We start from the raw sequence: 26,833 nt of genomic DNA on the forward strand, positions 1-26,833 counted from the left end.
TCCACTCGTGCCGACATCCAACTCCATCGTATACCGTCTTTTTATAGCTACTGCGCTTGCGCTGCTTGTCGCACCAGCTTCGCTGCTGGCCCAGGATCAACCAGCCAACTCAGATCAGCCGATGGATTCGAGCCAGACAGCTGTTCAAAGTCAGTCTCAAGAACAGGATAAGTCCGCTGAACAGAAAGGCGCTGCCTCACAGGAGTACGCTGCAGCGCCGGTACCTCTTGTGCCCGAAACCCCCACCTGGGACAGCTTCCATGGTCAGCTGAATGCCCAGAAATACAGCCCGCTTGATCAGATCACTGCGGAGAACGTGGGTGAGTTGGAAAAGGTTTGGGAAGTGCATACTGGCGACGTTTCTGATGGCTCCGGCGATCTGCCTCCCACCGTCTGGTCCGCGACACCGATCTTCGCTAACGAGACGCTATATATCGGTACGCCATTTTACCGCATCCTGGCGCTCGACCCGGCCACCGGTGAGGAGAAGTGGAGTTTCGATACACAGTCCGAGTTGAAGGCGTTGACCCAGCCTGCCTTGAAAAATCGCGGCGTGGCTTACTGGGAAGCCGATGACCCGAAAGAGGGTGAGGCCTGCCAGAAGATCATCTACATGGGCACCATGGATGCGCAGCTTTTCGCCGTGGATGCTGACAGCGGTAAACCCTGCGCCGATTTCGCCGATAATGGCGTGCTCAATGTCAATCAATGGAACACCATCAACGACAAATTCCCCTTGTCGCTGCTGCAGCCCCCCAACGTGATCGGCGATCGGTTGATCTTGGGCTGGGCGGGCAAGGACTGGGCTTATGAGCAGACGCCACCGGGAACGGTTTTTGCCCTGAATGCCCGCACCGGCGAGCGTGAATGGACCTTTGAAGCCTTGCCCGAGGAGCTGCGCGAGAAAAGCGGTACCGCTAACGTCTGGACCCACATGTCCGCAGACGAAGAGCTCGGACTTGTCTATTTGCCGGTCTCGTCCCCCTCGCCGAACTACTGGGGCGGCAACCGTACCCAGGACGCGCCCCTAGCGACCTCAACGACCGCACTGAATATCGACACCGGTGAGGTGGTTTGGTCCCGTCAATGGGTGCATCACGATATCTGGGATTACGATACCAACTCTGCCCCGACGCTGATGGATATCACCGTGGATGGCGAGGAAATCCCCGCGCTGATGCAGGCCACCAAGCAGGGTTTTCTGTTCGTCGTGAACCGAGAAACCGGCGAGGATGTCTGGCCGATCGAGGAACGTCCGGTGCCTGGCGGCGATGGCTCCGTGAAGGGCGAGGTCTATGCCGATACTCAGCCTTTTCCGACCAAGCCTGCGCCGCTTCTCGATCAATCCGAGAAGCCGGAGATCTGGTGGCTGGCGGATGCGGTGGGAATGGGGCAATGCTCCCGCCTGTGGGATGATCTCTGGTACGAAGGCATGTACACCCCGCCCACGACCCAGGACGAGGGGGTGTTAACCTATCCGGACAGTTCCGGGGGCGTGCAGTGGGGCGGGGTAGCTTTTGATCCGCAGAGCCAGACGGCAATCGTGAACACTTCGCATATCGTGCAGTACGTAAAACTCTATGGTCGCGAGGCCTATGAAAAAGCGGATAGCGGATCGGGCAACAAGAGCGGGTTCTCGGCCCAAGAGGGCGCGCCCTACGGCATGCGTCTCAAGACGGCGCTGAACTGGCTCGGCATGCCCTGTTGGGAGCCGCCTTTCGGCGAAATCGTGGCACTCGACATGAAAACCGGCGATATCAATTGGCGTCGGCCGGTGGGGGCCTCTCAACAATACGGCTTCTTCATGCCGGAAAACTGGGGCTCGCCTACCATCGGTGGCCCGGCGGTCACCGCCGGTGGGGTCGTGTTCATCGGCGCTTCCATGGACGCTAAACTGCGTGCCTATTCCCTCGAGACCGGCGAAGAGCTCTGGGAGGATCAGGCTGAAGCGCCGGCAGTTGCAAATCCCGCGGTCTACGAATACGACGATCGGCAATATGTTGCCTTCGCAGCCGGCGGTAATACGATCATGAAGGATCAGGTTGGCGATCAGATCGTGGTGTACGCGTTGCCGGAATAGACCTCTAGCGTCATGCCGTTTTCATGATAAAAACGCCGGCCTCGCAAGCGGGACCGGCGCATTTGTCTCGTAACGGCTATTAACGTGGCTGACGTACCACCCGCAAGTAGGAGGTCTTTGTTTCCCAGCCTTCCGGGAAGCGCTCCTTGGCGGCTTCATCCGAGACCGAGGGAGCGATGATGACGTCCTCGCCGTTTTGCCAGTCCACCGGGGTTGCCACCTGGTGCTTGCTGGTCAACTGCAGCGAGTCGATCACCCGCAGGATCTCGTCGACGTTACGCCCGGTGCTCGGTGGATAAGTCAGGGTTAAGCGAATTTTCTTGTCCGGGTCGATGACGAACACGGTGCGCACGGTGACCTTGGGATCCGCCTTGGGATGGATCATGCCGTAGAGGTTGGCCACAGTCTGGTCCGGGTCTGCCAGCAAAGGGTAGTTGAGCGCCGCGCCCTGGGTGGTTTCGATATCCTTGGCCCAGCCCTGGTGAGAGTCCAGTGGATCCACGGAGACGCCCAAAAGCTTGACGCCACGCTGGTCGAATTCCGGGCGACGCTTGGCGAAGGCGCCGAGCTCCGTGGTGCAGACCGGGGTGTAGTCCGCCGGATGGGAGAACAGCACGGCCCAGTCGTTTCCGAGCCAGTCGTGGAAGCTGATTTCACCCTCGGTGGATTCGACGGTGAAGTCCGGTGCGGTGTCGCCTAGTTGTAGTGCCATGAGAGGCTCCTTTTGCGGTAGGTAAGATGAAGGGTCATTGTTCGTGGAAATGACGCCCGGCGGTGGTTTCCTTGATCACCCCAGCGCGGATCACGAAGTCGCCGAAATGCTCGCTTTGCTCGCGCTCCTTCGCGTAGCGATGCAGCAGCGGCGTCAACTCCTCGAGAATCGTCGCTTCGTCGATGTTCTCGCGATAAAGCTTGTTGAGCCGCTGCCCGGTGAAGTTGCCGCCGAGATAGAGGTTGTAGCGCCCCAGCGCCTTACCGACGAAGCCGATCTCGGCCAAATAAGGGCGGGCGCAGCCGTTGGGGCAACCGGTCATGCGCATCACGATGGCATCCTCGGCGAGCCCCGCCTCGGCCATGATTTCGTCGAGCTTGTCGATGAGTGACGGCAGGTAGCGCTCGCTCTCCGCCATGGCCAGGCCGCAGGTGGGGAAGGCCACACAGGCCATGGACTGACGGCGCAGCGCCGTGGTGTTGCGGCTCAGGCGGTACTTGTCCAACAGGGCGTCGATGGTTTCGCGCTGCTCGTCGGCGACGTTGGCGATGATCAGGTTCTGGTTGGTGGTCAGCAGTATGTCGCCGTCATGGCGTTGGGCGATCTCACGCATGCCGGTCATCAGCTGGCGGTCGGTGTCGACGAAATCCGCAATGCGGCCATTCTCTACGAACAGGCCGTAGTGCCAGTGGCCGTTCTCGCCCTGATACCAGCCATAGCGGTCGCCGTTGCTGTCGAACTGGAAATCGCGGGCTTCTTCCAGGGCGTAGCCCAGGCGACGCTCCACTTCACTGCGGAACCAGTCGACGCCGTGGGTCTCGAGAGTGTATTTCAGCCGCGCCTGCTTACGGTCGTGGCGGTTGCCGTAGTCGCGCTGCACCAGCATGACCTTCTCCGCCACTTCGACGACGCGCTCCACCGGGCAGTAGCCGATGACGTCGCCGGTACGCGGGAAAGTTTCCGGTTCGCCGTGGGTCATGCCCATGCCGCCGCCGACGCTGACGTTGAAGCCCTTGAGTTCGCCGCTTTCGACATGCGCGATGAAGCCCAAATCGTGGGCGAAGACATCCACGTCGTTCTCGGGGGGAATCGCCAGGGCGATCTTGAACTTGCGCGGCAGATAGTGCTTCGTGTAAAGCGGTTCTTGCTCCTCCGGGCCGCCGGCCACCCGCTCCTCACCCAGAAAGATCTCGTGATAAGCCCGGGTGGTCGGCAGCAGATGGGCGCTGATCTCGCCGGCCAGTTCATAGGCTTGGCGATGAATGGGCGAAACATGAGGGTTGGCGGTACTGATGACGTTGCGGTTGACGTCGCCGCAGGCGGCGATGGTGTCGAGCATGGCGTCGTTGACCGCCTTCAGGTGGGCACGCAGGTCGTTCTTGAATACGCCATGATACTGAAAGGTCTGGCGGGTGGTGATGCGCAGGGTGCCGTTGGCGTAGTGCCGCGCCGCCTCGTCGAGCTTGAGCCATTGTGCGCTGCTCATTACCCCGCCGGGCATGCGCAGGCGCACCATGAAGGAGTAGAGCGGCTCGAGCTTCTGCTGGCGGCGCTCGCTGCGCACGTCCCGGTCGTCCTGCATGTAGAAGCCGTGGAACTTGGTTAGCTGGGTGTCGCTGTCCGCCACGGCGCCGGTGGCGCGGTCGGCCATGCCTTCCACGAGCTCACCGCGCAGGTAATCGGCGTTCACCTTGAGGCGCTCGTTGGCGTGCAGCTCTTCTAGGAAGTCAGGGTCTTCTTTGAGTCGTTCGATATAGTGGGTCATCAGTACACATCCCGCTGGTAGCGCTTGGCTTTCTGTAGATCACGCACATAGTCTGCCGCCGCATCCTCGCTGCGCCCGCCTTGCTCACGAATCACATCGATCAGCGCCTGATTGACGTCCGCGGCCATGCGCTCGCCGTCGCCGCAAACGTAAAAATGCGCGCCTTCCTCCAACCAGGCATAGACGTCCTGGGCGTTCTCGCGCAAGCGGTCCTGGACATAGACTTTCTCCTGCTGATCCCGGGAGAAGGCCACGTCGAGCCGGTTGAGCAGCCCCTTGCCGCGCCAATTGAGCCATTCCGCCTGGTAGAGAAAATCGCTGCGAAAACGGCGATCGCCGAAGAACAGCCAGTTCTTGCCCTGGGCGCCGGTCTCCTCACGCTGTTGCAGAAAGGATCGGAAAGGCGCCACCCCGGTGCCCGGCCCCACCATGATGGTGGGCGTGGCGTCATCAGAAGGCAGCTTGAAGTTCTTGTTGCGGTCGATGTAGACCGGCACGCTGTCACCGGGCTGAATGCGATCGGCCAGATAGGTGCTGGTCACGCCGTTACGCTGGCGGCCGTGAGTCTCGTAGCGCACCGCGCCCACAGTCAGGTGGACCTCGTCCGGGTTGGCCTCGAGGCTCGAGGCGATGGAGTAGAGCCGCGGCGGCAGCTTGCGCAGCGCCGCAAGAAAGTCCTTGGCGGCCAGTCCCGTCACCGGAAAATGCTCGAGCACGTCGATGATGTGGCGGCCGTGCATCCACTCGCGCAGCTCGCCTCGGGCTTCCTCGCCCAGCAGGCGACGCAGTTCCTCGGCTTCCGAGAGCTCCGCCCAGTGGTTCAGGAAAGGACGGGTCAGGGTGGTGACTTCGAACTCCCCCAATAGCGCTTCTCTTAGCTTGCGGCCCTCGCCGAGATCTTCCTCGGCATCCAGACGTAGCGTTTCGAGCAGCTCGTCCACGTAGCGGGGATCGTTCTGGGGCAGGATGCCCAGGGCGTCGCCGGGCTGATAGTCGAGGCCCGAGTCCTCCAGGGAAAGCTCCAGATGATGGGTGGCCTTGTCAGAGCCGCGGCCGTTGAGCAGCACCGAATCCAGCACCTCGGCCTGAAAGGGGTTCTTCTTCGAGTACTGGGTCGCAGGTTCGGCAACAGCGGTCAGCGGTATCTGACCGGGGGCCGCTGTAGCTTCGGGTGCGGCCCCTGAGGCGACATCACCGCCGGACAACTCGCCGAAACGATTGAGCACCGATTCGATCCAGGCTTCGGCGGGATCTTCGTAGTCGACATCGCAGTCCTGACGGTCATGGATGCGCTCGCCGCCCAGAGCCGCGAAGCGCTCGTCCAGGTGCTTGCCGGTATAACAGAAATATTCGTAGCTCGAATCACCCAGGCCGAGCACGCTAAAGCGCGAGCCCTCGAGCTTGGGCGCCTTACGCCCGTCGACCAGCTCGAAGAAGCCCTCGGCGGTATCCGGCGGCTCGCCTTCGCCCTGGGTGCTCACCACCACCAGGTAGTTGCCGGCTTGCTTGAAGTCCTTCTTGTTGGCCTCGGCCATGTCCAGCAGTCGGGCCTTAAAGCCCCGCGCCTGGGCGCGCTCGAAGGCCTGTTGAGCTACACCTTCAGCGTTACCAGTCTGGCTACCGTAGAGCACGGTGATCTCTAATGCTTCGGGCGCGGCGGTGTTGGCGGCAGTCTGAGAGGCACTCGGCGCGATACTCTGCGCTGTCAGACCAGCGAGATAGCCGCTCAGCCAAGTCATCTGCTCACCGTTGAGACCGGACAGCGCTTGATTCAACTGTGTGGCCTGCTCGGCCCTCAGAGGGCTGGTGGTATCAGACAAAGGCGCATATGACATCGAATTAGCCGTCTCTATTCATGAAGAGTCGATCAGGCTAGCGGCTTTGTGAGTCGATTCAAAAGAATAAAAATAAATTCTTTTATTCTTTTCAGGAATTTGTAAATGAAAGACCTTTTTCTACTTGTATTGCTGACGTTCGAAGGACTCTAAGCAGAAAGTAGACAATTCTCGCATTTGTTATACAAATAGTTTCTTTCGCCTTGAAAACAAGGGGTTAGAACGGCTTTTTTTTCTGCAATAAACTTGGCGCATTTATTCAATTCCTGACGACATCTCTCCGCTATTAATGGCTGACATACATTTGTTAGCTTTTACGACAACTACAGCTAAGGGGAAGTCATTGTGATTGAAAGCTGTCGCAAGCCCAGCTTGCCTTTGGCACTCTTGCCCATCGTACTGACGTTTTTGGTGTTGGGTACGCAGCTGTTCATCTTCGATACCTTTACGCCCCATGTGCCCTTGGTGATCGGCATTGCCATTACTGCGGTACTGGGTCGCTATTTGAATTGCGCCTGGCAGGACATGGAAGAGGGCATGCTGCATGTGGTGAGCATCGGCCTGCCTGCGGTGGGTATCCTGATTCTGGTGGGAATGATCACCGGCGTGTGGATTTCCAGTGGCACTGTGCCAACGCTGATCTACTATGGTCTCGAGGTCTTGAGCCCCGAAGTGTTCCTGACGGCGGCGGCGATCCTGTGCGCCGTAGTCTCCGTATCCTTGGGTACTTCCTGGGGTACCGTGGGTACCGTAGGCCTGGCGTTGATGGGTATCGGGGCCGGTTTCGAGATTCCCGTCTACTGGACCGCCGGTGCCGTGGTATCCGGCGCATTCTTCGGCGACAAGGTCTCGCCGCTTTCCGATACCACCAATCTGGCCCCAGCGGTGACCGGGGTAAACCTGTTCGATCATATTCGCAACCTGATGCCGACCACGCTGCCGGCCATGCTGATCGCCTTGATCATCTATACCATCGTTGGCTTTGGCATGGTGGGTGACGAAGCCGCTTCCTTTGCGCGAATTACTGCCATCAATACCGGGCTTGCCGACAACTTCACGCTTTCCCTGTGGACGATACTGCCAGTGGTGCTGGTCATCGCATTCGCGGTGATGCGTATGCCAGCCATGCCGGTACTGTTCATGGGGGTGGTACTCGGCGGCCTGACGGCGTTGCTGTTTCAGGACGCCCCGGTCAAGGACATCTTTACCTACGCTTTTTCCGGCTATGAGATCACTACCGGGGTGGATGAGATCGATGGTCTTCTGAATCGCGGCGGCATTCAGTCCATGACCTGGGTAATCACCCTGTTGTTAATTGCGCTGTCCTTCGGTGGCATCCTGGAAAGTACCGGCTGCATGAAGGCGATCATCGAGGCGGTGGTCAAGCGGGCGCGCCGCTTCGGCTCGCTGCAGTCCTCTGCCATCGGCAGTGCCATCGCCACCAACGTGGTCGCAGGCGACCCTTATCTATCGATCACCTTGACCGGGCGCATGTTCGGACCGGTCTATCGCGGCATGAAGTACTCCATGCTCAACCTCTCTCGCGCCACGGAAGAGGGCGGCACGTTGGTATCGCCGCTGATTCCTTGGAACGCGGGGGGCGCCGTGGTCATCACCTCTCTGGGGCTTGGGGTCTACAGCGGCAATATGGAGCATCTTCTATATATCCCACTGGCCTTTGCCTGCTGGCTGTCGCCGCTGATCGGGATTCTCTATGCCTGGACGGGGTGGTTCTCTCCCAAGGCGAGCGAGAAAGAGCAGGCCCAGTGGAAAGCCCAGGGCGAGGAAATCATGGACGTGACTTACGTTCAGAACGAGACCCGTTCGAGAGTCTATCGCGTCAACTAGCAGTAAATAACCGCATTTGGATTATTGATTGGTACCTGAAACGCACTCTCACTAGCTTGTAAGCAAGCGTCGCTGAACCGATACAGAGCGATCATGAAAATATCACGTAATAGCACATCGAGCACAGCTCTCGATTACAACAAGGAGAAGACCATGAATACAACGTCCCTTCACGATTTCGATCCCCAGGTTGCTGCCGCCATTGATGATGAAGTGGCGCGTCAGGAAGCACATATCGAGCTGATCGCCTCGGAAAACTATGCCAGCAAAGCCGTCATGGATGCCCAGGGCACCCAGCTGACCAACAAGTACGCGGAAGGCTATCCGGGCAAGCGCTACTACGGTGGCTGCGAGCATGTGGATGTGGTGGAGCAGTTGGCCATCGATCGTGCCTGCGCCCTGTTCGGTGCGGATTATGCCAACGTACAGCCTCACTCCGGTGCCCAGGCCAATGCCGCCGCCTTCATGGCGCTGGTCAAGCCCGGTGACACCATCCTGGGCATGAGCCTGGCCCACGGTGGCCACCTGACCCACGGTGCGGCGCCGAACTTCTCGGGCAAATACTACAACGCCGTGCAGTACGGTCTGAACCCGGAGACCGGCGAGATTGATTACGAGGAAGTCGAGCGTCTGGCCCGCAGTCACAAGCCGAAAATGATCATCGCCGGCTTCTCCGCCTACGCTCGCGTGGTGGACTGGCGCCGTTTTCGCGCCATCGCCGATGAAGTCGGTGCCTGGTTCCTGGTGGATATGGCCCACGTGGCGGGCCTGGTGGCAGCGGACCTCTATACGAGCCCGATTCCCCACGCCCATGTGGTTACCACCACGACCCACAAGACCCTGCGCGGCCCCCGCGGCGGCCTGATTCTCGCCGCCGGCGGCGACGAAGCGCTGCACAAGAAGCTCAACGGCGCGGTATTCCCGGGGCAGCAGGGTGGCCCCCTGATGCACGTCATCGCCGCCAAGGCGGTCGCTTTCAAGGAAGCCATGAGCCAGGATTTCGTGCGTTATCAGACCCAGGTCATCGACAACGCTCGGGCCATGGCCAAGGTATTCCTGGAGCGCGACTATGACGTGATCTCCAAGGGTACCGACAATCATCTATTCCTGGTTTCGCTGATCAAGCAGGGCGTGACCGGCAAGGATGCAGACGCGGCCCTGGGGCGTTCGCACATCACCGTCAACAAGAACGCGGTACCCAATGACCCGCAAAGCCCCTTTGTCACCTCCGGGCTGCGTATTGGTACCCCGGCGGCGACTAGCCGCGGCTTCAATGAAGAGGATTGCACGGCTCTGGCTGGCTGGATCTGCGATATTCTCGATGTACTGGCCCGCGGTGATGACACTAGCGACATAGAGGCAGAAGTGCGAGAGAAGGTCGCCGAAGTGTGCGGTCGCCACCCGGTCTATTCCGCTCAGACAGGCAGTGTTCGCGAAACCGCCAAGGCCTGAGATAAGCCCCGAGGAGAGCTTTATGCAACGTTATTCCGGCTTCGGCTTGGTCAAGCACGCACTGAGCCATCATGAAAACTGGCAGCGCCAGTGGCGTAATCCCACGCCCAAGAAGCAGTACGATGTGATCATCGTCGGGGGTGGCGGCCACGGGCTGGCCACCGCCTATTACCTGGCTAAGAACCACGGCATCAAGAACGTGGCCGTGGTCGAGAAAGGCTGGCTGGGCGGCGGTAATACCGCTCGTAATACCACCATCGTGCGCTCCAACTATCTTTGGGACGAGGCGGCGCGGTTATACAACCATTCCCTCGACCTGTGGAAGGGACTGTCTCAGGACATCAACTACAACGTGATGTTCTCTCAGCGTGGCGTCATGAACCTGGGCCATACCCTGCAGGACATGCGTGACATCCAGCGCCGGGTCAACGCCAACCGCTTGAACGGCATCGACAGTGAGGTGATCACTCCTGAGCGGATCAAGGAGATCGTGCCGATCATCGACACCTCCACGCGTGCCCGCTATCCGATCATGGGGGCTTCGTGGCAGAAAAGCGCCGGTGTTGCGCGCCACGACGCCGTGGCCTGGGGCTATGCCCGCGCCGCGGACTCTCTGGGAGTCGACCTGCTGCAGAATACCGAAGTGACCGGTTTCAAGATTCGTGACGGTCAGGTGTATGGCGTACACACCAACCGCGGCGATATCGAAGCCAAAACCATCGGTTGCGTGGCGGCGGGTAACTCCGGAGTACTGGCGAACATGGCTGGGCTTAAGCTACCGCTGGAATCCCATCCACTGCAGGCACTGGTCTCCGAGCCGCTCAAGCCGATTCTCGACACCGTGGTGATGTCCAACCATGTGCATGGCTACGTCAGCCAGTCGGACAAGGGCGACCTGGTCATTGGCGCCGGTATCGACGGCTATCTCGGCTACGGTCAGCGCGGCAGCTACTCCACCGTGGAGCATACCCTGCAGGCCATCGTCGAGATGTTCCCGATGTTCTCCCGGGTGCGCATGAACCGTCAGTGGGGCGGTATCGTAGATACCTGCGCTGACGCCTGCCCGATCCTGTCGAAGACCAAGGTCAAGGGCCTGTTCTTCAACTGCGGTTGGGGCACCGGCGGCTTCAAGGCCACCCCGGGTTCTGGGCATGTGTTTGCCGCCAGCCTCGCCAAGGGTGAAATGCATCCCATCGCCGAGCCGTTCTCTATCGATCGCTTCAATACGGGCGCACTGGTAGACGAACACGGTGCCGCTGGTGTCGCCCACTGATTTCTGCGAGCTGCGCCGCGCGATGGCGGCGTTGTTCGACTCATCGGAATCCTCATGTACAAACACGTACACTCCGGTTCCTCTTTGTCGAACGCCTTGCCCTCATCGCGACACGCAGCGCAGAAGTTGTTAGTGGTGAATTACGATTTTTTCCCTTAGAGGGGACCTGACAATGTTCTATATTCATTGCCCTTACTGCGACGAGCATCGCGAAGAGGAAGAGTTTCATCCCAAGGGCCAGGCGCACATCGCGCGGCCGGCGGACCCGGAGAACTGCACGGAGGAGGAGTGGGGCGACTATCTGTTCTTCCGCGACAATCCACGCGGTATCCACCATGAGCTGTGGGTACACGCCATAGGCTGTCGCAAGTTCTTCAACATCACCCGTAACACGGCGACCTACGAGATTCTCGAGACCTATCGCATGGGCGAGCGCCCGGCGGTAACCGCAGAAAATCTGCCAGACAAGCAGAAGCAGTCTGGCGTTCAAGCCGCGGATGCCGGCTGGCAGACCGTAGGCGCTCGTCCTGAAAGCGAAGCGCTGAACGAAAGCAGCGAGTCACAGGGCAAAGCCAATAAGGAGGAGTCGGTATGACTCAGACCAATCGTCTGCAGCAAGGCGGTCGTATCGATCGTTCCAAGGTTCTGAGCTTCAGCTTCAACGGCAAGACCTATCAGGGCCATGCTGGCGATACGCTTGCAGCGGCGCTGTTGGCCAACGGCATCGATGTGGTCAACCGTAGCTTCAAGTACTCCCGGCCCCGGGGTATCGTCGCCGCCGGTGCGGAAGAGCCCAATGCGCTGTTTCAGCTGGGTCAGACGGAAGCAGCGCAAGTGCCCAACGTGCGCGCCACTCAGCAGGCGCTGTACAACGGCCTGACCGTTCGCTCCACCAACGGCTGGCCCAACGTCCAGAAGGACATGATGAGCTGGGTCGGCAAGCTGGGCGGCGGTTTCATGCCCCCGGGCTTCTATTACAAGACCTTCATGGCGCCGGCTTCAATGTGGATGACTTATGAAAAGTACATCCGCAAGGGTGCTGGCCTGGGGCGTGCTCCCAAGGAAAGCGATCCGGACATTTACGATCATCTCAATCAGCACTGCGACGTGCTGGTGATCGGTGCCGGCCCGGCGGGTCTGTCCGCGGCGCTTTCGGCGGCCACCAGCGGCGCTCGGGTGATCCTGTGCGACGAGCAGGAAGAGATGGGCGGTTCGCTGCTTGATAGCCGTGAAACCCTGGACGGCGCGCCGGCAGCGAAGTGGGCTGAAAGTACGCTGTCCACGCTGGCAGGCATGGACAATGTAACCCTGTTGCCGCGTACCACTGCCAATGGCTATCACGATCACAACTTCGTGACCCTGCACGAGCGTCGCACCGAACACCTGGCGGACACTGCGCCGATGGTCAACAACCATCGCCAGGCTCGTTCCAGGCTGCATCGCGTGCGTGCCGATCAGGTGGTACTGGCCACCGGCACCCATGAACGGCCGTTGGTATATGCCAACAATGACGTCCCGGGCAACATGCTCGCCGGTGCTGTTTCAAGCTACATTCAGCGCTATGCCGTGGTACCGGGTAACAAGCTGGTGCTCTCCACCACCAACGACCATGCCTATCGTGCCGCGCTGGATTGGACCGAGGCAGGCCGCGAGGTGGTCGCCATCGTCGATGCCCGGGCTAACCCGGACGGCGATCTGGTCAAGGAAGCCCAGGCCAAGGGCATCCGTCTTATCACTGGCTCCGCGGTCATCGAAGGCAAGGGCGCCAATCGCGTCACCGGTGCCCGGGTCGCGAAGATCGACGCAGAGCGTTTTGCCGTGACCGGTCAGGTGGAAGAGCTTGCGTGCGACACCATCGCCAGCTCCGGCGGCTATAGCCCGGTGGTGCATCTGGCCTCCCACACCGGCTCGCGCCCGACCTGGCGTGACGATCTGCTAGGTTTCGTGCCCGGCAAAGTGACCGGTATGCATTTTGCCGGCGGTGTTCAGGGCATCTATGGCTTGGCGGAGGTCCTTGGCGATGGCGCTCAGGCCGGCGCCCAGGCAACCAAGGCCAGCGGTATCGACACCCTCAAGGATATCGAGCTGCCTGGCGCGGATTCCCCCAAAGAGTCCCCGGCCTGCGCGCTCTACCAAGTGCCTCACGAGAAGCCGACCTTGCGTGCGCCCAAGCAGTTCGTCGATCAGCAGAACGACGTCACTGCCGCAGGCATCGAAGTGGCAACGAAAGAAGGGTTCGAGTCCATTGAGCACGTCAAGCGCTATACCGCCATGGGTTTCGGGACCGACCAGGGCAAGCTCGGCAACATCAACGGCATGGCCATTGCTGCGCGCTTTTTGAAGCGCTCGATTCCGGAAGTGGGCACCACGGTATTCCGCCCCAACTACACTCCGGTTACCTTTGGCGCCATTGCTGGCCGTCACGCCAAGGAGTTGTTCGATCCGGAACGCTATACCGCCATGCATCAGTGGCATGTGGAGAATGGCGCCGAGTTTGAAGACGTCGGCCAGTGGAAGCGCCCCTGGTACTTCCCGCGCAAGGTCAACGGCAAGCTCGAAACCATGCACGAGGCGGTTTCTCGGGAGAGCCTGGCAGTGCGTACCGGCGTGGGCATTCTGGATGCCACGACCCTGGGCAAGATCGACATTCAGGGCCCGGACGCCCGGGAATTCCTGGGGCGTATCTACACCAACAAGTGGGCCAAGCTGGCGCCGGGTCGCGTGCGCTACGGCTTGATGTGCAAAGACGACGGCATGCTGATGGACGACGGTACCACCAGCTGCCTGGGCGAGAATCACTTCCTGATGACCACTACCACCGGCGGTGCCGCCGGGGTCATGGAGTGGCTCGAGTTGTGGCATCAGACTGAATGGCCTGAGCTACAGGTGTACTTCACCTCGGTCACGGACCACTGGGCAACCATGACCGTGACCGGCCCGGACGCGCGCAAGCTGCTTTCGGAAGTCACCGACATCGACCTGGACAAAGAGCAGTTCAAGTTCATGGACTGGCGCAACGGCAAGGTCGCGGACGTGCCCGCTCGAGTGTTCCGCATCTCCTTCACCGGGGAGCTGGCCTACGAGATCAACGTTCAGGCCAACTACGCCCTGCATGTTTGGAAGACGCTGTTCGAGCACGGCAAGAAGTACGATCTGACCCCTTACGGCACGGAAACCATGCACGTACTGCGCGCCGAGAAAGGATTGATCATTGCCGGGCAGGACACGGACGGCTCCGTGACCCCGGAAGATTTGGGCATGTACTGGGCGGTTGGCTACGACAAGCCCTACTCCTGGATCGGCAAGCGTGCCCTGACGCGTACGGATACCGCGCGCAAGGATCGCAAGCAGCTGGTGGGCCTCAAGCCCACGGACCCGAAGGTCGTGCTGGAAGAGGGCGCTCAGATCGTCTTCGATCCGAACGAGGAAATTCCCATGTCCATGCAGGGGCATGTGACCTCGAGCTACTACAGCCCGAATCTGGAGCACGGGTTTGCCCTCGCGGTGGTCAAGGGCGGTCAGGAGCGCATGGGCCAGAAGGTGTATTTGCCCATGTCCGACGGCGTGACCCATGAAGCCGAGATCGTCAGCACCGTATTCATCGATCCCAAGGGAGAGCGTCAACATGTCTGATCAGACTTACGGCAACGTCGCTGTCTTCGATACGCGGCCCGAGAAGGATATCGCGACCGAGTCGCCGCTGTCCGTGGCCTACCATCAAGGTAATGCGCCGAAACCGACTCAGCAAAGCCAGGTCGTGCTCGAGGAGAAGCCATTTCTCGGTCATCTAATCCTGCGCGGTGGCGCCATCGTCCTCGACGAGGCTGTACGGGACGTGCTCGGTATGAGCCTGCCCGGGCGCCCCTTGGGGTTGGCTCACGACAGCAGCGGTGAGCGCAGCGTGCAGTGGATATCCCCGGACGAATGGCTCGTCATCGTACCCGGTGGTGAAGAGTTCGATCTGGAAAACCGCTTGCGCGAGAAACTGGGTGATGCGCATTTCGCCATCCTCAACGCCAGCGGCGGTCAGACCCTGGTGGAATTGTCCGGTGAGAAGGCGCGAGAGCTTCTGATGAAGTCCGTACCTTATGACGTGCACCCGGCCAACTTTCCAGTGGGCAAGGCGGTCAGCGTGGTGTTCGCCAAGTCCAGCGCCATTCTGCGCCGCCCCAGCGAAGAGCGCTACGAGCTAGTGCTGCGCAGAAGCTTCGCCGACTACTGCTATCGCTGGCTACTGGATGCCGGCGAGGAGTTTGGAATTGGCGTGAAGCGCTGAGCCAAAAAGAGTTAGATAGGTGAACGAAGGCCGGGAGAACATCCCGGCCTTTTTTGATTCAATGAGCTTGATTTCGTATTGGTGATCTATTCACTGAACATGTTCTTGAATCACATCCCGTGTCTGTGATGGATCAAATACCGTATCGAACGCCCATTGACCGAAGCCTCCTTGGATATTGACCGCCTCTACCCAAGCCTTCATAGCTTCCCGCTTGGCGGCGTTCTGGGCACTATCTTGACCCTTGACTTCCAATACTAGAGTTTTTCCATTGTTCAAGCGGATCAAGTAGTCGGGTATGAAATTGCGGGAAGAGCCGCGCCATAGATAACGAACCTTGAAATCCAGATGATCGTTCTTGGCCCAGGCGGTGATATTCGAGTCCTTCTCGCAAATTTCGGCAACGACTTTTTCCCAGGTGCTATCGTAGACCACATGGCTGATCTGCGAGCGCTGAGTTGCCTTGCATGGTTTAGTGGTGAGCCAAGAGCGCATATAGGCCGTGGAACCGATGGGTCGATGTTCATCAAAAATCACCTCTTGGCGCTCCACGTTCTGCTCGGATACATAGCGACTGACGTGAGCGACGATCATGTCCATGTTGAGAGCGAACAACAGGCGGCGACGAACGGGATCCTGATGCCACAAACTTGGAATATCGAGCTTGTTGCTGTCCAGAAACTGCTCCACTAACCGTATCAGTTGCACGGCCAGGTACTGCTTGTCGCCACCGAAGACAGCCTCGTTTTGCAGGTAGAGTTTCCTGGCGGCCCGGAAGACGAGATTCTGTAAACGAAAGTCTTCGATGGCTTCCTCGAGGTCGATCTCCTTGATCATGGCGAGATTTGGCGCACCGGTCAGCGAGGGCGCAATATCCGCGTTCAGTGGCGTCCGGGCCGGGTCGAGTTTGAGCTCCGGTACGGCCTGCCAGTCCATTACGAGCTCCGGCTTGAGCACGCTGTCGATGCGCTCGACGTTGGGCCAGCGAATCTCGAACTGGTTACGTCCCGGCTCCACTTCGACTCTGACACTTGGCTTGGGCGGCGGTGGCGGCTCGCCACCGCCGCTGAGATCCTGAAATATGGACAGGGGCACGCCGAAGACGTTGACATACTCCGGCAAGAACCTGCCCTCATCATCCATGTCATGAGCGACCCGGCGCAGTCCCCGACCGATGACTTGCTCGCAAAGTAGCTGGCTGGTGAAGGCTCGAAGTCCCATGATGTGAGTGACGTTGGCGGCATCCCAACCCTCGGAGAGCATCGCCACCGAGATTACGTTCTGTAGATATTGACCTGGCTTGCCACGCTTACCCACAGTGTCCACCAGTGCGCGTAGCTGTTCTTCCTGTTTCAAGCTCAGAATGTCAGCTTTCTTGTCGGTGGGAAGATTGGCCGCCTCGATCAGCTCTTTCAGCCGTTCGGCATATTCCTTGTTCTTGCTGATCGACTCACCGCGCTCTGCCTTCTCCAGGACCTTGGAATCGACCCGGAGAGTGTGGTTAGGCGCCTGGGTGCCGGAGATAAGGCAATCCCCGTTGTTGAAGAAGTGCTCGACACGCGCTGCGGTCTCGGTACGGTTACATACCGTCAGCATGACCGGAGGAATAGTGTGGCCGTTTTCGTGCCATTGCCGTGCGGTTTCCTTCCAGTCGTAGGCCAGTAGGGCATAGGCCTTTTGCACCAAGTCTGGTAGGGGAGCGTGCAGCTCGGCTCTGCGGTTGAGATCCTCCTTTACCTCCTCCTCGCGGTAGAGATGGTAGAGCTTGCTGGCGTAAGTCTTGGCATTAGGCAGGGCGTCGTCACGAACCACGACCCTTGGTGTCTTCACCAGCCCGGCTTCGATGGCGTCGTTGAGCCCGAAGTCGGACACGATCCACTCGAAGAGCCCCGCCTCGGTATTGCTCTTGCCTGTTGGCGCGAAAGGCGTCGCAGAGAGATCGAAACAGCGACGAATCCGTCGCGTCTTGTGGATGCGATCGAGTCCCTCGATCCAGCGAGTGGCTTCCTCGAGGTCGAGCCCCAACGCATCGGCCTCTCCCTTGCTCACCTTCATTTCGGCTCGTTGGCGGTAGGCGTGGTGGGCCTCGTCGTTGATGACAAGAAGATCCTTATGCTCAGCCAGCTTGCCCAGCACACGGCGAGTGAAGGCTTCATCACTCTCTTCCCCCTTCTTGACCACGGAGCGTGCCTGCTCCTTCAACGGCATCAGGGCATGCCAGTTCTCGACCGCAATCTCGACCCGGTTCAATTGCTGGCGCATCGACTCGTTGGGGCATAGCCGAAACTCATCGTAGACGTTGGTTGGGTTGCCTGGGTAGAGGACCTGCAGGCGGCTCTTCACCGTAAGCCCCGGGGTGACCACAAATACCGCCTTCGAGAAACGCCGGTCGTTGGGGTATTGAATGGCATTCAGCGCTTGCCAGGTAATGATCAGCGCCATCACTGTGGTCTTGCCCGAACCGGTGGCCATCTTGTTACAGATGCGCTCCCACTCGCCGCCGTCACCCTGCAGGAAGATGCCTTGGCGGAACGATGGCTGAGCCTCCAGCCACCAGATGAGCGTCTCGATGGCCTCCAACTGGCAGAAATAGAACGGATACTGACGTGGCCCACCCTCCCAGCGGCGAGCGTCGGAGTCCCACTCTCCTCTCTCATGCCAATGCTCTAGCAATTGTCGAGTCACGCTGGTAATGCCGGGATAACCGGCAGCACGCCACTCATCGACCCGTTGGCGAATGCGGTTCACCTGATCGAGGGGTTCGGTGCGTTGGGTATTGTTACGGGTATCGAATATCTCGTAAGCGGCAGGCCGACGCCCATGATGCAACATCATCACCTTGCCATTTTCGTCTTGCCTCCAGTAGACGACAGGGCTGTCATAGGGAGAGTTGACGATCAGTGACTGGGCCGTCATTCGGAGACTCCTTCTGCCGTGCGATAGCGCTGTAGGCGATGGTTAGGTGTGTCTGGGTAAAGGGGCTGCAGTTTCCCCTCCTTGACGAGAGGTGTCAGGTAGCGGTCCCGTAGTCCGTCAGGATTTCGGTCGACCAATTCGGCTAACTCAGCACGACTGAGAAATTGTTGCTGGCATAGCTTCAAAAGAATCGCGCGCATGGTTTCCGGAGCCGTTCGTTTGTTATCGCGCACCGGCTTGGCAATCGCCAATAACGCTTCATCTGTGTCGGTGTCAAGCGGACCAGCTTCCGTTTTCTTTATGCTGTTCGCACTCTGTGGGAAGTTCGCATCGCTGTGTAGGGAGAACGGGTCACTGTGTGAGGAGGTCGGATTGCTATGTGGGGAGTTCATGTCACTATGTAGGGGCTCGCTCCCTCCAGTGTCGGCGACAGTATAATAGGCGCCACGGCGCGCCCCGTGAGGTACCAGCATTTCCTTCTCCACCAGACCACGCAACACCTGAGTAATATCGACCCGGTGCAGTGTCAGCATCTCCTGAAGACGCTGGTTGGTTACCTGGCCTTCTACTTCTGCGGTGACCAGCGCCTGGGCCTCGTTCTTCGAAAGCTCCTGGAAAGCAAGGCCAAACCGCGCGCTTAGCTCGGCCATCACGTTCTCCGCCATGACGCTGATCAGCGGTAGCAGCAAAATGACCCGGTCTGGCCGAAAGCGCTCGCGCAGGCTGGGAGGCTGCCATAGATGGGCATGCCAGCTGCTGCGAATCTTGTCGAGCCCTGAGCCCGCTTTATCGCCTACTCCCAACAGCTGGAACATCTTCTGCAGCGACTTGTTACGGCATTCGCTGACACCGCCCGCCATTAGTTGCTCCAACGACAGCAGCAAGGTACCAGGGTTGGAGAATTCAAAGCGGTCCTTGAAACGATCGATCACGATACCGCCCTGGCCGTAGTGGTCAGCATGGATCAAGGCGTTGACCAGGGCCTCCTTGAGCGCCTCGTGGGCGTCGGTCTGGCTCTTGCGATCGGGCTGGAAAGGAATCTTGAGGGCCGGATCGTTAGTCAGTTTCTGCGAGACACGCTGATAGAACTGAAACAAATTGGCTTCCCAGGTGCCGTCGATGGTGATCCTGTCGCTCCAGCGTGTCGCCGCATCGTCTGCTAGGCGCTCACGATAATCGAGATGGAAGCCGGGCAGGGCGGCGTGGTCCTGGATCGCTTCGGTCTTGCCGAACATCAAAAGCCCCGCCAGGGTCAGCCCAGCCTGGCCGGTCTGGCGGTCTTTACGCCATCCGCCCAGCTTGGTCAGCAGGCCTCTGTCGTCTTCGCTCAGCCAAGGATGATCGGGTATACGCGAGGCCATGCGGTTACGGAATTGCTTGAGCGAGGTACTATCCAGATCTTCCAGGCCAAATAGCTCGAGGATTCGACCGTCAGCGGGCTCTTGTTCGAGGCGGTCGGCGAACATGCGCTGCACCTCGGCTTCATTGCAGCGGAAGTCCCCTTCGTGGTTACGCCGGTAGGTGCCTTTGAATGGGTCCACACCGATATAGACCGGGCGTTCACTATGCGAGGCACGTGGAACTTCGATCACCAGGATATCGTTGCCCTGAAACGACTCGATGCTGACATGGCGCTCCTGCAGGATGTTGACGCTTACCTTCTGGCGGTTGTTGAGGGTTGTCCAGAACTCACGCCGCAGCTTGTCAATATCTGAAATACCCGAGGTCACTGGCCCATCGTCAGTCTCCTTGACCCCTAAATAGAGCGTCCCGCCGGTTGTATTGGCAAAGGCGCTATAGGTCTCCCAAAGATCCTTGGGCAGGCCGCCCCGTGCCGACTTGTACTCGGTGTCGACCCCTTCATGGCGGGCCAGCACCTCGAGGAGGCTCGGTTGCTGTGTCATGGGTCAGTCCAGCCGAATGACTTTCAGCGACTCGATGCCGCGATTGTCGACGATCTTCACCGCGATGCAGCGGTTATCGCCGGGTTCGAAGGGCAACGATTTCGTGCCATGAAACTTGTCCAGCTGTTCCTCGTTCAGCTCGGCGCGAATGTCTTTCTTGAGCTTGTACCAGCCATCTTTCTTGCCGGCCATGGGAAAGAATACCTGGCGCGGGTAGAGGGAACGGTCGTCATAGTCGGTGTCCAATTCCCAGACGGCAATGTCGCGTTTGCCGCCGGATTTCAGCTCACCGGTCTTGGTATCGAAGTAGTCGAAGCCGTGGACCTCGACCTGTAGCTTGCCGCCCTTGAGTTCGTGGATCTCCACGTCCGGCTGGCCCATCAGCCAGAAGGATTCGTTGCTGCGGCTATTCTTCTTGAGATCTTCCGTGAGCAGATCGGTGTTCATCTGCACCTTGAGCGCCTGGATGCCTTTGATGCTGTCGATGTCCTTAGCGGCTTCGGGGTCGAAGGTGAACGCACAGAACACCAGTAACTTGGGCAGTGGGAACAGGTCGCCGGCCTCGTTCTTGGCGATCTCCACCTGGCGCTGCTCCAGCGCGGCGTATTCGGGCCCGAAGCTGACGGCGACACGCTCACCAGTGTCGGTCACAGTACCTACGGCATGCAGGTACTTCATTCCCGGCAGGGTTTCCAGATCCATCAGCTTGAGGTGCTGGCCCCCCTTGCCGCGAATACCCGCTTTCAGCAGTTCGTCGCGCCATTGGGCATGGCGAGAGGTCGCACCGGAGCGAGCCACCGCCACATCGGCCTCCTTGGGCTGCTCGGCTTCGTCCAGACCCAGCACGGTGGCAAACGGCACTGCCTCGACGGTGAAGGGGCCGGTGATGCGCCGCTTGTCCTTGCTGACGGTGGGCTGATCAAACAGCACCTCCTGGCCGGCATGATTGGCGATGCTAGTGTCCATTTGTTGCTGCATGGCCTGGCGGCAGGAGTGAAAACCCGCCAGAGCATGCAAGGCTTCTTGATTCCAGTGCTCGGGGTAGTCGAAAGGCACTTCCCATTCCAGCAGCGCGTTAACCGGCACTTCTTCGCCAGAGGGCAGCGTCTGGGTCTTGCCCGCATTCTTGACGAAATCAATCTGTTGCCCCTTGCGTGCGCCTTCCGTAACGGTAAAGGCACGCGAGGGAGGCTCTTTTTGCAGGGCCTCGTTCAGGCGCTCCAGGCAGTGCTGTATGGCAGGATGCTTCTTCTCGTAGATTTCGTCGATCTCGGGGTTGTTGGCGATCGACTTCAGGGTGATGTGCGGCACCGTCTTGTAGATAAAGCCGCCACGCAGACCCTCCTGGGGGTATTTCAGCTCGAAGTAGTCATAGCTGGCGGTCATCAGCCGCTGCTTGGCCAGGGTCACGGCGACCCGAGAGGTATCGCAGGTGATCCAGCGCCGGCCCCACTTCTCCGCCACATAGGCGGTAGTGCCGGAGCCGCAGGTGGGGTCCAGTACCAGGTCGCCAGGGTCAGTAGTCATTAGAATACAGCGTTCGATCACTCTTGTTGTAGTCTGTACTACATAAGCCTTTCCTTGCTCAGCAGTCCCCATGGTGTCATCCCATAGGTTGGTTAGAACAACAGCCGGGAAATCATCAACATAGATTTTATAATTGACGAAGTCTTTTGTTAACCGCAATCTAGAAGCGCGTATAAGCTTCTCCATGCCTTTAGCGCTTGTCTTCCAACCCCCTTTGTTCGGCCTCAAGCCCTTTCCTTGAAGCATAAAATCAAATGTCGTTGATTCACTTGCAGTTTCAGAGACGAGCGGCCCTCCAAGGAAAACTCTACAACATGAAGGTATTGTTTTTGGATGCCTTTTTTCTTCTTTCTTTAGCGGCCTAACTTTCCCGAAATTATCTTCAATCTGGTTATACCTTTCACCCGGACCCTCCCCGACAACCTTATCTTTATAAAGCCTTCTAAATTTTGCTTTTCCTGAATCTTTAGAAAACCAAACAACATAGTCGGAAACATTGTCAATAAACTGCTCACCCATCCCCCCAGTTTTTTTTGTTGTAATCACGCTTATGAGATTTTTAGAACCAAATATTTCATCTAATAACTCTTTTACGTGATGTAGATTTTCATCCGAAATCTGCACAAAGATCGAGCCACTATCACTCAACAGCTCCCTCGCCAGCAGCAGACGATTACGTAGATAGGTGAGGTAAGAGTGAATGCCCAGCTCCCAGGTATCCCGGAAGGCCTTGATCATCTCCGGCTCTTGGGTCAGGTCCTCGTCCCTGCGATCTGTCACGTCCCGCTTGTGGGTGAACGGCTGGAAGTTGGAGCCGTACTTGATGCCGTAAGGCGGGTCGATATAGATCATCTGCACCTGGCCGGCCATGCCTTCCTTGTGCAGCATGGAATTCATCACCAGCAGCGAATCGCCGGCGATCAGGCGGTTGGCCCAGTCGCGCTCATGCTTGTAGAAGTCGATGGCCTCGCGCAGCGGCAAGTTCTCGAAGGGCGCGTGGAACATGTCCGGCTGGAAGGTGCTGCTGCTCTCTTTTCCACCCTGCTTACCAGACTTCAGTTTCTTCTGCACGGCAGCCAGGATGGTGGCCGGGTCGATGCGCTCATGCACATGCAGCGAGACGGTATCCACTTCGAAGCTGGTGCGCTCGGCCTTGCCGGTCCACTGCAGGTAGGGTGACTGCAGGCGCTTCAACTCCTCCAGGGCCGCCTTCATCTGCGCCTGATCGCCGGAGGCCAGGGCGTCGTCGATCAGATTCTCAATCTGGGCACGAGTAGCGGAGGAGTCGAAGCGCAGCTCCGGGTCCAGGTGCGGGTCGTAGGCCCAGGTGTTCTTTTCCTCTACGCCGTCACTGGCGGTATCCACCATGCCCACGTGGGGGTTGTTCTTGCGCTTTTCGTCATAGCGATAGGAAAGCACCTGAGCGTGGTCCGCTTTCTTGTTTGACTTCCCCGCTGGCTTCACGGCCGAGACGGGCTTGTTCTTCGGCGGATGCAACGGCAACTCCGCGGGAGTCTCCTGCATTTCCAGAGTTAGGGCAGGAGCGGAAGATTCCTGAATCGAGGATTCTTGTCGCGCCAGTTCGGGGGTTGTCCCTTTCGCCAAAAAGACCGAGCCGCCGCGACCGCGTCCCTTGTCGAGTACGCCTTCGGTGAGCAACGCTTTCTGCACGCGCCAATAATCCGCTTCCGCCGCCGGCTCGCCCGTAGCGTTTGCCAGCAGTTTCTGAAGTTTGGCGTTGCCAATAGTGCTGCCGTCGGCGGGAACGTGAGAAAGGATCAGCTCGCGCAGTTGGGCGTCGGAGTGGCTCATGAAGGATTTCCTAGCGTACTCAGATTCATTCGATGGGCGATAGCATACCGCAAAGCCATTTATCCTGGTGCTTGGATTGGGCCAAGGCAAGATCGGCTATTCTGCGTATTGCATGATGCGAGCAAGTCTGGCCGATGCTGAGACTCTGGAGGCGCCCCGCTGACACTTGGACGCAGGGGAGCATACAGTCTCGAGCTGAAAGCGCTATCAAGATATCAATGCGTTGGACGATAATGATGTTCAGCACCTCCTTTTCTTTCTTTTTATAGAAATAGACCCGTTATCGGCTTTATTCCCACGATTGCCCTAAGGCAAGACAGTGATAAGTTGATTACCAACTTACAATATTCTTCGCAGGGCCCACCAATGACAATCATCACGCGTTTCATGGGCGTCATTACGCTGGCGGCATTCGTCAGCGGTTGCGCGACATCAGGGAGCGATCTTGTTCCGCCCGCTTATGGAACAGGCCATAGTGATGGTTTGCGTCAAGGCGAAGGGCTCTACGCTGCCGAGGGTGCAGACGAGGAGAGCTCTCCCTACCAGGCCTTGATGACCAATATGCTTGCCACTGCCAGCACGGCACTGCTCTTGAGTAGCAATGCTGGAATTGGATTGTCGCTAGGCAAGTCGTTTGGTCTCGGCTTTGCGGCCACGATGCTGGATCCCTTTCAGGATCAGGACAGAGAACAAGACGAGGCGTCTGTCAGTGCACCGGTAGCGCCTATGGCCTTGCAGACGATGACCCCGGAACAGATGCAAGCCCAACTGCGTGCCTCCCTGCAGCAGGCAGGCCTTCAAGCGCTGGTAGGTATGGGTGTGCCCCAGGCAACCCTCGCGCAAGGGATGCAGGTCAAGGCATTTTACGATCAGGCCAGCAATAACATGCTCGTGGCCAGTGAAGAGGATGGCTGCATCAAGATGGTTGGCAAAGACGGTGAAGGAACCTGCGTGCTTTCATTGCAACTTCAAGGGCCGACCCAGCTTTCCAGCCCAAGGAGCCCCTTGTTCGCCGATGCCTATGTACCGCCGGGCTATTTTGGCTTGTAGGCAATCCCCAACCAAATTGCGGCTGTATCACTCATCCAGCAGAGAACGTAGCTCGAGATAAAGCTTTTCCGATATCTCGATGCCATCTTTCTCGCTTTTCTCTCTGTTTTTATAGCGCCTTCCCGAAGGCAGTCGAGCACCTTGGGATTCGACTGAGTCGAAAAGAGTTTCGGCGCGGGCCAAATGCTCCTCGAAATTCCTGCCTGCAGTCATGGCGGGGTCCATGGCGATTATCACCTCGCCGTGGTAAGGCAATGCGCCTTTGCTCTTATCATGTTGTGATGATTCATAGCTCATCAGGTCGCCTATCAAGGGGCCGGCGATAAGCTCGATCATCATGGAAAGTGCTGCTCCCTTGTGTTCGCCGAATGTCAGCAGGGCTCCTTTCTCGAGTACCGTTCGCGGGTCGTTGCATCCTTGTCCCTTCGAGTCGACTCCCCAGCCATCGGGTATCGGCTTGCCTTCGCGCTCGTATAGTTCGACATCGCCCCTAGCGACCGTGCTGGTGGCGAAGTCGAAGACGAAGGGCGGCTTACCGGGTCTTGGCCAGCCAAATGCAAACGGGTTGGTGCCGAGAAGCGGCGCGCTTCCGCCATGTGGGGCGACATAAGCCTGGGTAGGGTTGCAGGCAATTGCTACCAAACCTTGCCTGGTGATCTGCTCTACTTCGATCCAGAGCGCGGAAAAATGCACGCAGTGGTTGATGGCAAGCAGCGCGATGCCATTCTCTTTCGCCTTTTCTATCAGCAGCGGTAGGCCAAGAGAGAAAGAGAGCTGTGAGAAGCCGCCATTGGCATTGATGCGTACGATGCTGCCTGAAGCGTCTTCGACATGAGGCTCGGCATCCGGGACGACGCCGCCCGCCTCTAGCGTCTTGATGCAGCCCAGGATTCGGTAAAGGCCGTGGGAGCCGCAGCCGTCTTTTTGTCCCGCAACGACCGTCTCGCTTAGCCCGCGCGAGACGTCTTTGCTGAAGCCTTTTTTCAACAATATATTCCGGGACATGGTCAGCGCGTCTTCTTCGCTCAAGAACACCGTTTTATCCGCCATGGCAACCTCGCTATTGTTGAATGGAGTTTACGAGTTTTCATGCGACCACGCGCAAGCATTGCCCAGCATGGTAAAGCGTGAATCCGCTCTCATAGGCGAAGCTACGTGCCCCAATGGCGGAAACGGGCTTCCGGTATCGAATGGGTAGCGGCAGCTCTTCATCCGAGTCATCCTGAATCAACTTGGCGAAGCCCTTGCCCACGACCGTACCTGTCGTGACGCCGCGGCCGTTATAGCCGGAAACCGCCAATATGCCCCGAGCAGGCGAGAACAGGCGTAACATATGGTCCGGGGTGAAACCGATCTGGCCGGTCCAGGTGTACTCCCACTTGAGTTTGCCAAGCTGAGGGAAGTAGTCATCCTTGATGCGGTCTGCCCAGCATTTGATGAACGCCAGTGGTTTACTCTCACCACGCCCCAGGCTACCCAGCAGCAATCTGCCTTCGGCGTCGCGGCGCAGACTGCTGAGAACGGTGCGCGTATCCCAGGCGCCCTGGCGCTCCGGCAGGATCTCACCAGCCAATTCATCGGATAGCGGTCTCGAGGCGACCTGGAAGAAGTGGCCGCAAAAGAAATGCTGGCGAACCTGATTCCAGTGATCCTCGGTGTAGGCGTTGGTAGCGATTACCAGGCGCGGTGCTTTGACGCTACCCTTGGCGGTAAATGCGCACCAGTCATCACCTTGGCGTTCAATACCGGTCACGGCACTATGGATATGAAGTCGAGCACCCGCCCCCGAGGCAGCCCGCGCCAAGCCCCGAGTATAAGCAGTGGGATTGAGCGTGCCGGCACGTTTGTCCAGTAACGCGCGACGAATGCGCTGGGTGCCGATGCGCTGCCGGCAGGCCTCGTCTTCGAGCAGTTCCACCGGTGCGCCCCGTTGCTGGAATTGCTTGAAGCGACGCTCCAGCTCCCCTGCACCCATGTCGTTATGCGCCAGGTACAAGGTACCGGTTCGAGTCGCGTCACAGTTGATGTGATGCTTCTCGATCAGCTTGAAAACCTCGGCGGGCGCGCCGCCGAGCACCCGGTTGGCCCGCTCGCCATCTTCCGGACCCAGAGTTTCGAGAATATCGTCCGGTGGAATCCACAGCCCCGCATTGACCAGACCCACGTTGAGTCCCGAGCCGCCGCTGGGTATGTCCCCGGCCTCGAGCAGGGTCACCTTTATGCCGGCCTCGGCTAGGTGCAGCGCAGTGCTAAGCCCGGTGATACCACCGCCGATCACGACAACCTCGGCGGTGTGATCACCCTGCAGCGCATCAAGAGGCAGGGCTGGTTCCGGGGAGGTGTCGTACCAGAGACAGGCGGATTTCATATGCTCTCCTTTGCA

16 protein-coding genes are annotated in these 26,833 nt (G+C 58.8%); 8 read left to right on the top strand and 8 right to left on the bottom strand.

Going from position 1 to position 26,833, the window contains the following annotated elements:
- Window positions 1–7: 7 nt before the first annotated feature.
- A complete protein-coding gene (locus H7850_RS10335) occupies window positions 8–2,080 on the top strand; it encodes a pyrroloquinoline quinone-dependent dehydrogenase (RefSeq protein ID WP_227369448.1) in 2,073 nt (690 codons plus the stop codon).
- 79 nt (window positions 2,081–2,159) lie between these two features.
- Here the strand turns inward: H7850_RS10335 and H7850_RS10340 are convergent, their stop codons facing one another.
- The 3 genes from H7850_RS10340 to H7850_RS10350 are packed head-to-tail and all read right to left on the bottom strand — an operon-like array spanning window position 2,160 to window position 6,392.
- Window positions 2,160–2,792 carry a peroxiredoxin gene (locus tag H7850_RS10340; RefSeq protein WP_227369449.1) on the bottom strand — a complete coding sequence of 211 codons (633 nt, stop codon included), beginning with the start codon at window positions 2,790–2,792 and terminating at the stop codon, window positions 2,160–2,162.
- 34 nt (window positions 2,793–2,826) lie between these two features.
- Entirely contained in the window at window positions 2,827–4,557 is a 1,731-nt protein-coding gene (gene cysI, locus H7850_RS10345; protein WP_227369450.1) for an assimilatory sulfite reductase (NADPH) hemoprotein subunit, read from the bottom strand.
- Entirely contained in the window at window positions 4,557–6,392 is a 1,836-nt protein-coding gene (locus tag H7850_RS10350; RefSeq protein WP_227369451.1) for an assimilatory sulfite reductase (NADPH) flavoprotein subunit, read from the bottom strand. The genes cysI and H7850_RS10350 overlap by 1 nt, the downstream gene beginning before the upstream one ends.
- Window positions 6,393–6,737: 345 nt before the next feature.
- Between H7850_RS10350 and nhaC the strand changes: the two genes are divergently transcribed.
- From nhaC to H7850_RS10380, 6 genes are all read left to right on the top strand, one after another.
- Window positions 6,738–8,240 (top strand): Na+/H+ antiporter NhaC, encoded by a 1,503-nt coding sequence (gene nhaC, locus H7850_RS10355; protein ID WP_227369452.1) that lies wholly within the window; start codon window positions 6,738–6,740, stop codon window positions 8,238–8,240.
- A gap of 153 nt (window positions 8,241–8,393) precedes the next feature.
- Window positions 8,394–9,692, top strand: coding sequence for a serine hydroxymethyltransferase (glyA, locus tag H7850_RS10360; protein ID WP_227369453.1), 1,299 nt, complete (start codon window positions 8,394–8,396; stop codon window positions 9,690–9,692).
- Window positions 9,693–9,714: 22 nt separating this feature from the next.
- Window positions 9,715–10,965: a sarcosine oxidase subunit beta family protein gene (locus H7850_RS10365; RefSeq protein ID WP_227369454.1), complete on the top strand. Its 1,251-nt coding sequence runs from the start codon at window positions 9,715–9,717 to the stop codon at window positions 10,963–10,965.
- A 172-nt stretch (window positions 10,966–11,137) separates the two neighbouring features.
- Complete coding sequence (locus H7850_RS10370; protein ID WP_227369455.1) at window positions 11,138–11,560, top strand: sarcosine oxidase subunit delta; 423 nt, start codon at window positions 11,138–11,140, stop codon at window positions 11,558–11,560.
- Window positions 11,557–14,598, top strand: coding sequence for a sarcosine oxidase subunit alpha family protein (locus H7850_RS10375; protein WP_227369456.1), 3,042 nt, complete (start codon window positions 11,557–11,559; stop codon window positions 14,596–14,598). Before H7850_RS10370 ends, H7850_RS10375 begins: the two co-directional genes overlap by 4 nt.
- Window positions 14,591–15,241 carry a sarcosine oxidase subunit gamma gene (locus H7850_RS10380; RefSeq protein WP_227369457.1) on the top strand — a complete coding sequence of 217 codons (651 nt, stop codon included), beginning with the start codon at window positions 14,591–14,593 and terminating at the stop codon, window positions 15,239–15,241. Before H7850_RS10375 ends, H7850_RS10380 begins: the two co-directional genes overlap by 8 nt.
- Window positions 15,242–15,331: 90 nt before the next feature.
- Here the strand turns inward: H7850_RS10380 and H7850_RS10385 are convergent, their stop codons facing one another.
- Genes H7850_RS10385 through H7850_RS10395 form a run of 3 tightly spaced genes read right to left on the bottom strand, consistent with a single transcriptional unit; the run spans window position 15,332 to window position 23,400 of the window.
- Window positions 15,332–18,157 carry a BPTD_3080 family restriction endonuclease gene (locus H7850_RS10385; RefSeq protein ID WP_227369458.1) on the bottom strand — a complete coding sequence of 942 codons (2,826 nt, stop codon included), beginning with the start codon at window positions 18,155–18,157 and terminating at the stop codon, window positions 15,332–15,334.
- Window positions 18,154–20,061, bottom strand: coding sequence for an ATP-binding protein (locus H7850_RS10390; protein WP_227369459.1), 1,908 nt, complete (start codon window positions 20,059–20,061; stop codon window positions 18,154–18,156). Before H7850_RS10390 ends, H7850_RS10385 begins: the two co-directional genes overlap by 4 nt.
- Before the next feature lie 3 nt (window positions 20,062–20,064).
- Window positions 20,065–23,400: a site-specific DNA-methyltransferase gene (locus tag H7850_RS10395; protein ID WP_227369460.1), complete on the bottom strand. Its 3,336-nt coding sequence runs from the start codon at window positions 23,398–23,400 to the stop codon at window positions 20,065–20,067.
- 366 nt (window positions 23,401–23,766) lie between these two features.
- Here H7850_RS10395 and H7850_RS10400 point away from each other — a divergent pair, with 366 nt between their 5' ends.
- Complete coding sequence (locus H7850_RS10400; protein WP_227369461.1) at window positions 23,767–24,450, top strand: hypothetical protein; 684 nt, start codon at window positions 23,767–23,769, stop codon at window positions 24,448–24,450.
- Between the two features lie 27 nt (window positions 24,451–24,477).
- Here H7850_RS10400 and H7850_RS10405 read toward each other — a convergent pair whose 3' ends face one another.
- Together H7850_RS10405 and H7850_RS10410 are read right to left on the bottom strand one after the other, a co-directional pair.
- Window positions 24,478–25,500 (bottom strand): Ldh family oxidoreductase, encoded by a 1,023-nt coding sequence (locus H7850_RS10405; RefSeq protein ID WP_227369462.1) that lies wholly within the window; start codon window positions 25,498–25,500, stop codon window positions 24,478–24,480.
- A 37-nt stretch (window positions 25,501–25,537) separates the two neighbouring features.
- Window positions 25,538–26,818, bottom strand: a complete 1,281-nt coding sequence (locus H7850_RS10410; protein ID WP_227369463.1) for an NAD(P)/FAD-dependent oxidoreductase — start codon at window positions 26,816–26,818, stop codon at window positions 25,538–25,540.
- Between the last annotated feature and the right edge of the window lie 15 nt (window positions 26,819–26,833).

Source organism: Halomonas sp. M20 (assembly GCF_020622265.1).
Taxonomy (GTDB): Bacteria; Pseudomonadota; Gammaproteobacteria; order Pseudomonadales; family Halomonadaceae; genus Modicisalibacter.

Coding starts and splice junctions, on each gene's coding strand:
- H7850_RS10390 (WP_227369459.1), bottom strand. CDS start 20,061: ATGACACAGCAACCGAGCCTCCTCGAGGTGCTGGCCCGCCATGAAGGG.
- H7850_RS10405 (WP_227369462.1), bottom strand. CDS start 25,500: ATGGCGGATAAAACGGTGTTCTTGAGCGAAGAAGACGCGCTGACCATG.
- H7850_RS10340 (WP_227369449.1), bottom strand. CDS start 2,792: ATGGCACTACAACTAGGCGACACCGCACCGGACTTCACCGTCGAATCC.
- cysI (WP_227369450.1), bottom strand. CDS start 4,557: ATGACCCACTATATCGAACGACTCAAAGAAGACCCTGACTTCCTAGAA.
- H7850_RS10400 (WP_227369461.1), top strand. CDS start 23,767: ATGACAATCATCACGCGTTTCATGGGCGTCATTACGCTGGCGGCATTC.
- H7850_RS10350 (WP_227369451.1), bottom strand. CDS start 6,392: ATGTCATATGCGCCTTTGTCTGATACCACCAGCCCTCTGAGGGCCGAG.
- H7850_RS10410 (WP_227369463.1), bottom strand. CDS start 26,818: ATGAAATCCGCCTGTCTCTGGTACGACACCTCCCCGGAACCAGCCCTG.
- H7850_RS10395 (WP_227369460.1), bottom strand. CDS start 23,400: ATGAGCCACTCCGACGCCCAACTGCGCGAGCTGATCCTTTCTCACGTT.
- H7850_RS10365 (WP_227369454.1), top strand. CDS start 9,715: ATGCAACGTTATTCCGGCTTCGGCTTGGTCAAGCACGCACTGAGCCAT.
- H7850_RS10380 (WP_227369457.1), top strand. CDS start 14,591: ATGTCTGATCAGACTTACGGCAACGTCGCTGTCTTCGATACGCGGCCC.
- H7850_RS10375 (WP_227369456.1), top strand. CDS start 11,557: ATGACTCAGACCAATCGTCTGCAGCAAGGCGGTCGTATCGATCGTTCC.
- glyA (WP_227369453.1), top strand. CDS start 8,394: ATGAATACAACGTCCCTTCACGATTTCGATCCCCAGGTTGCTGCCGCC.
- H7850_RS10370 (WP_227369455.1), top strand. CDS start 11,138: ATGTTCTATATTCATTGCCCTTACTGCGACGAGCATCGCGAAGAGGAA.
- H7850_RS10385 (WP_227369458.1), bottom strand. CDS start 18,157: ATGACGGCCCAGTCACTGATCGTCAACTCTCCCTATGACAGCCCTGTC.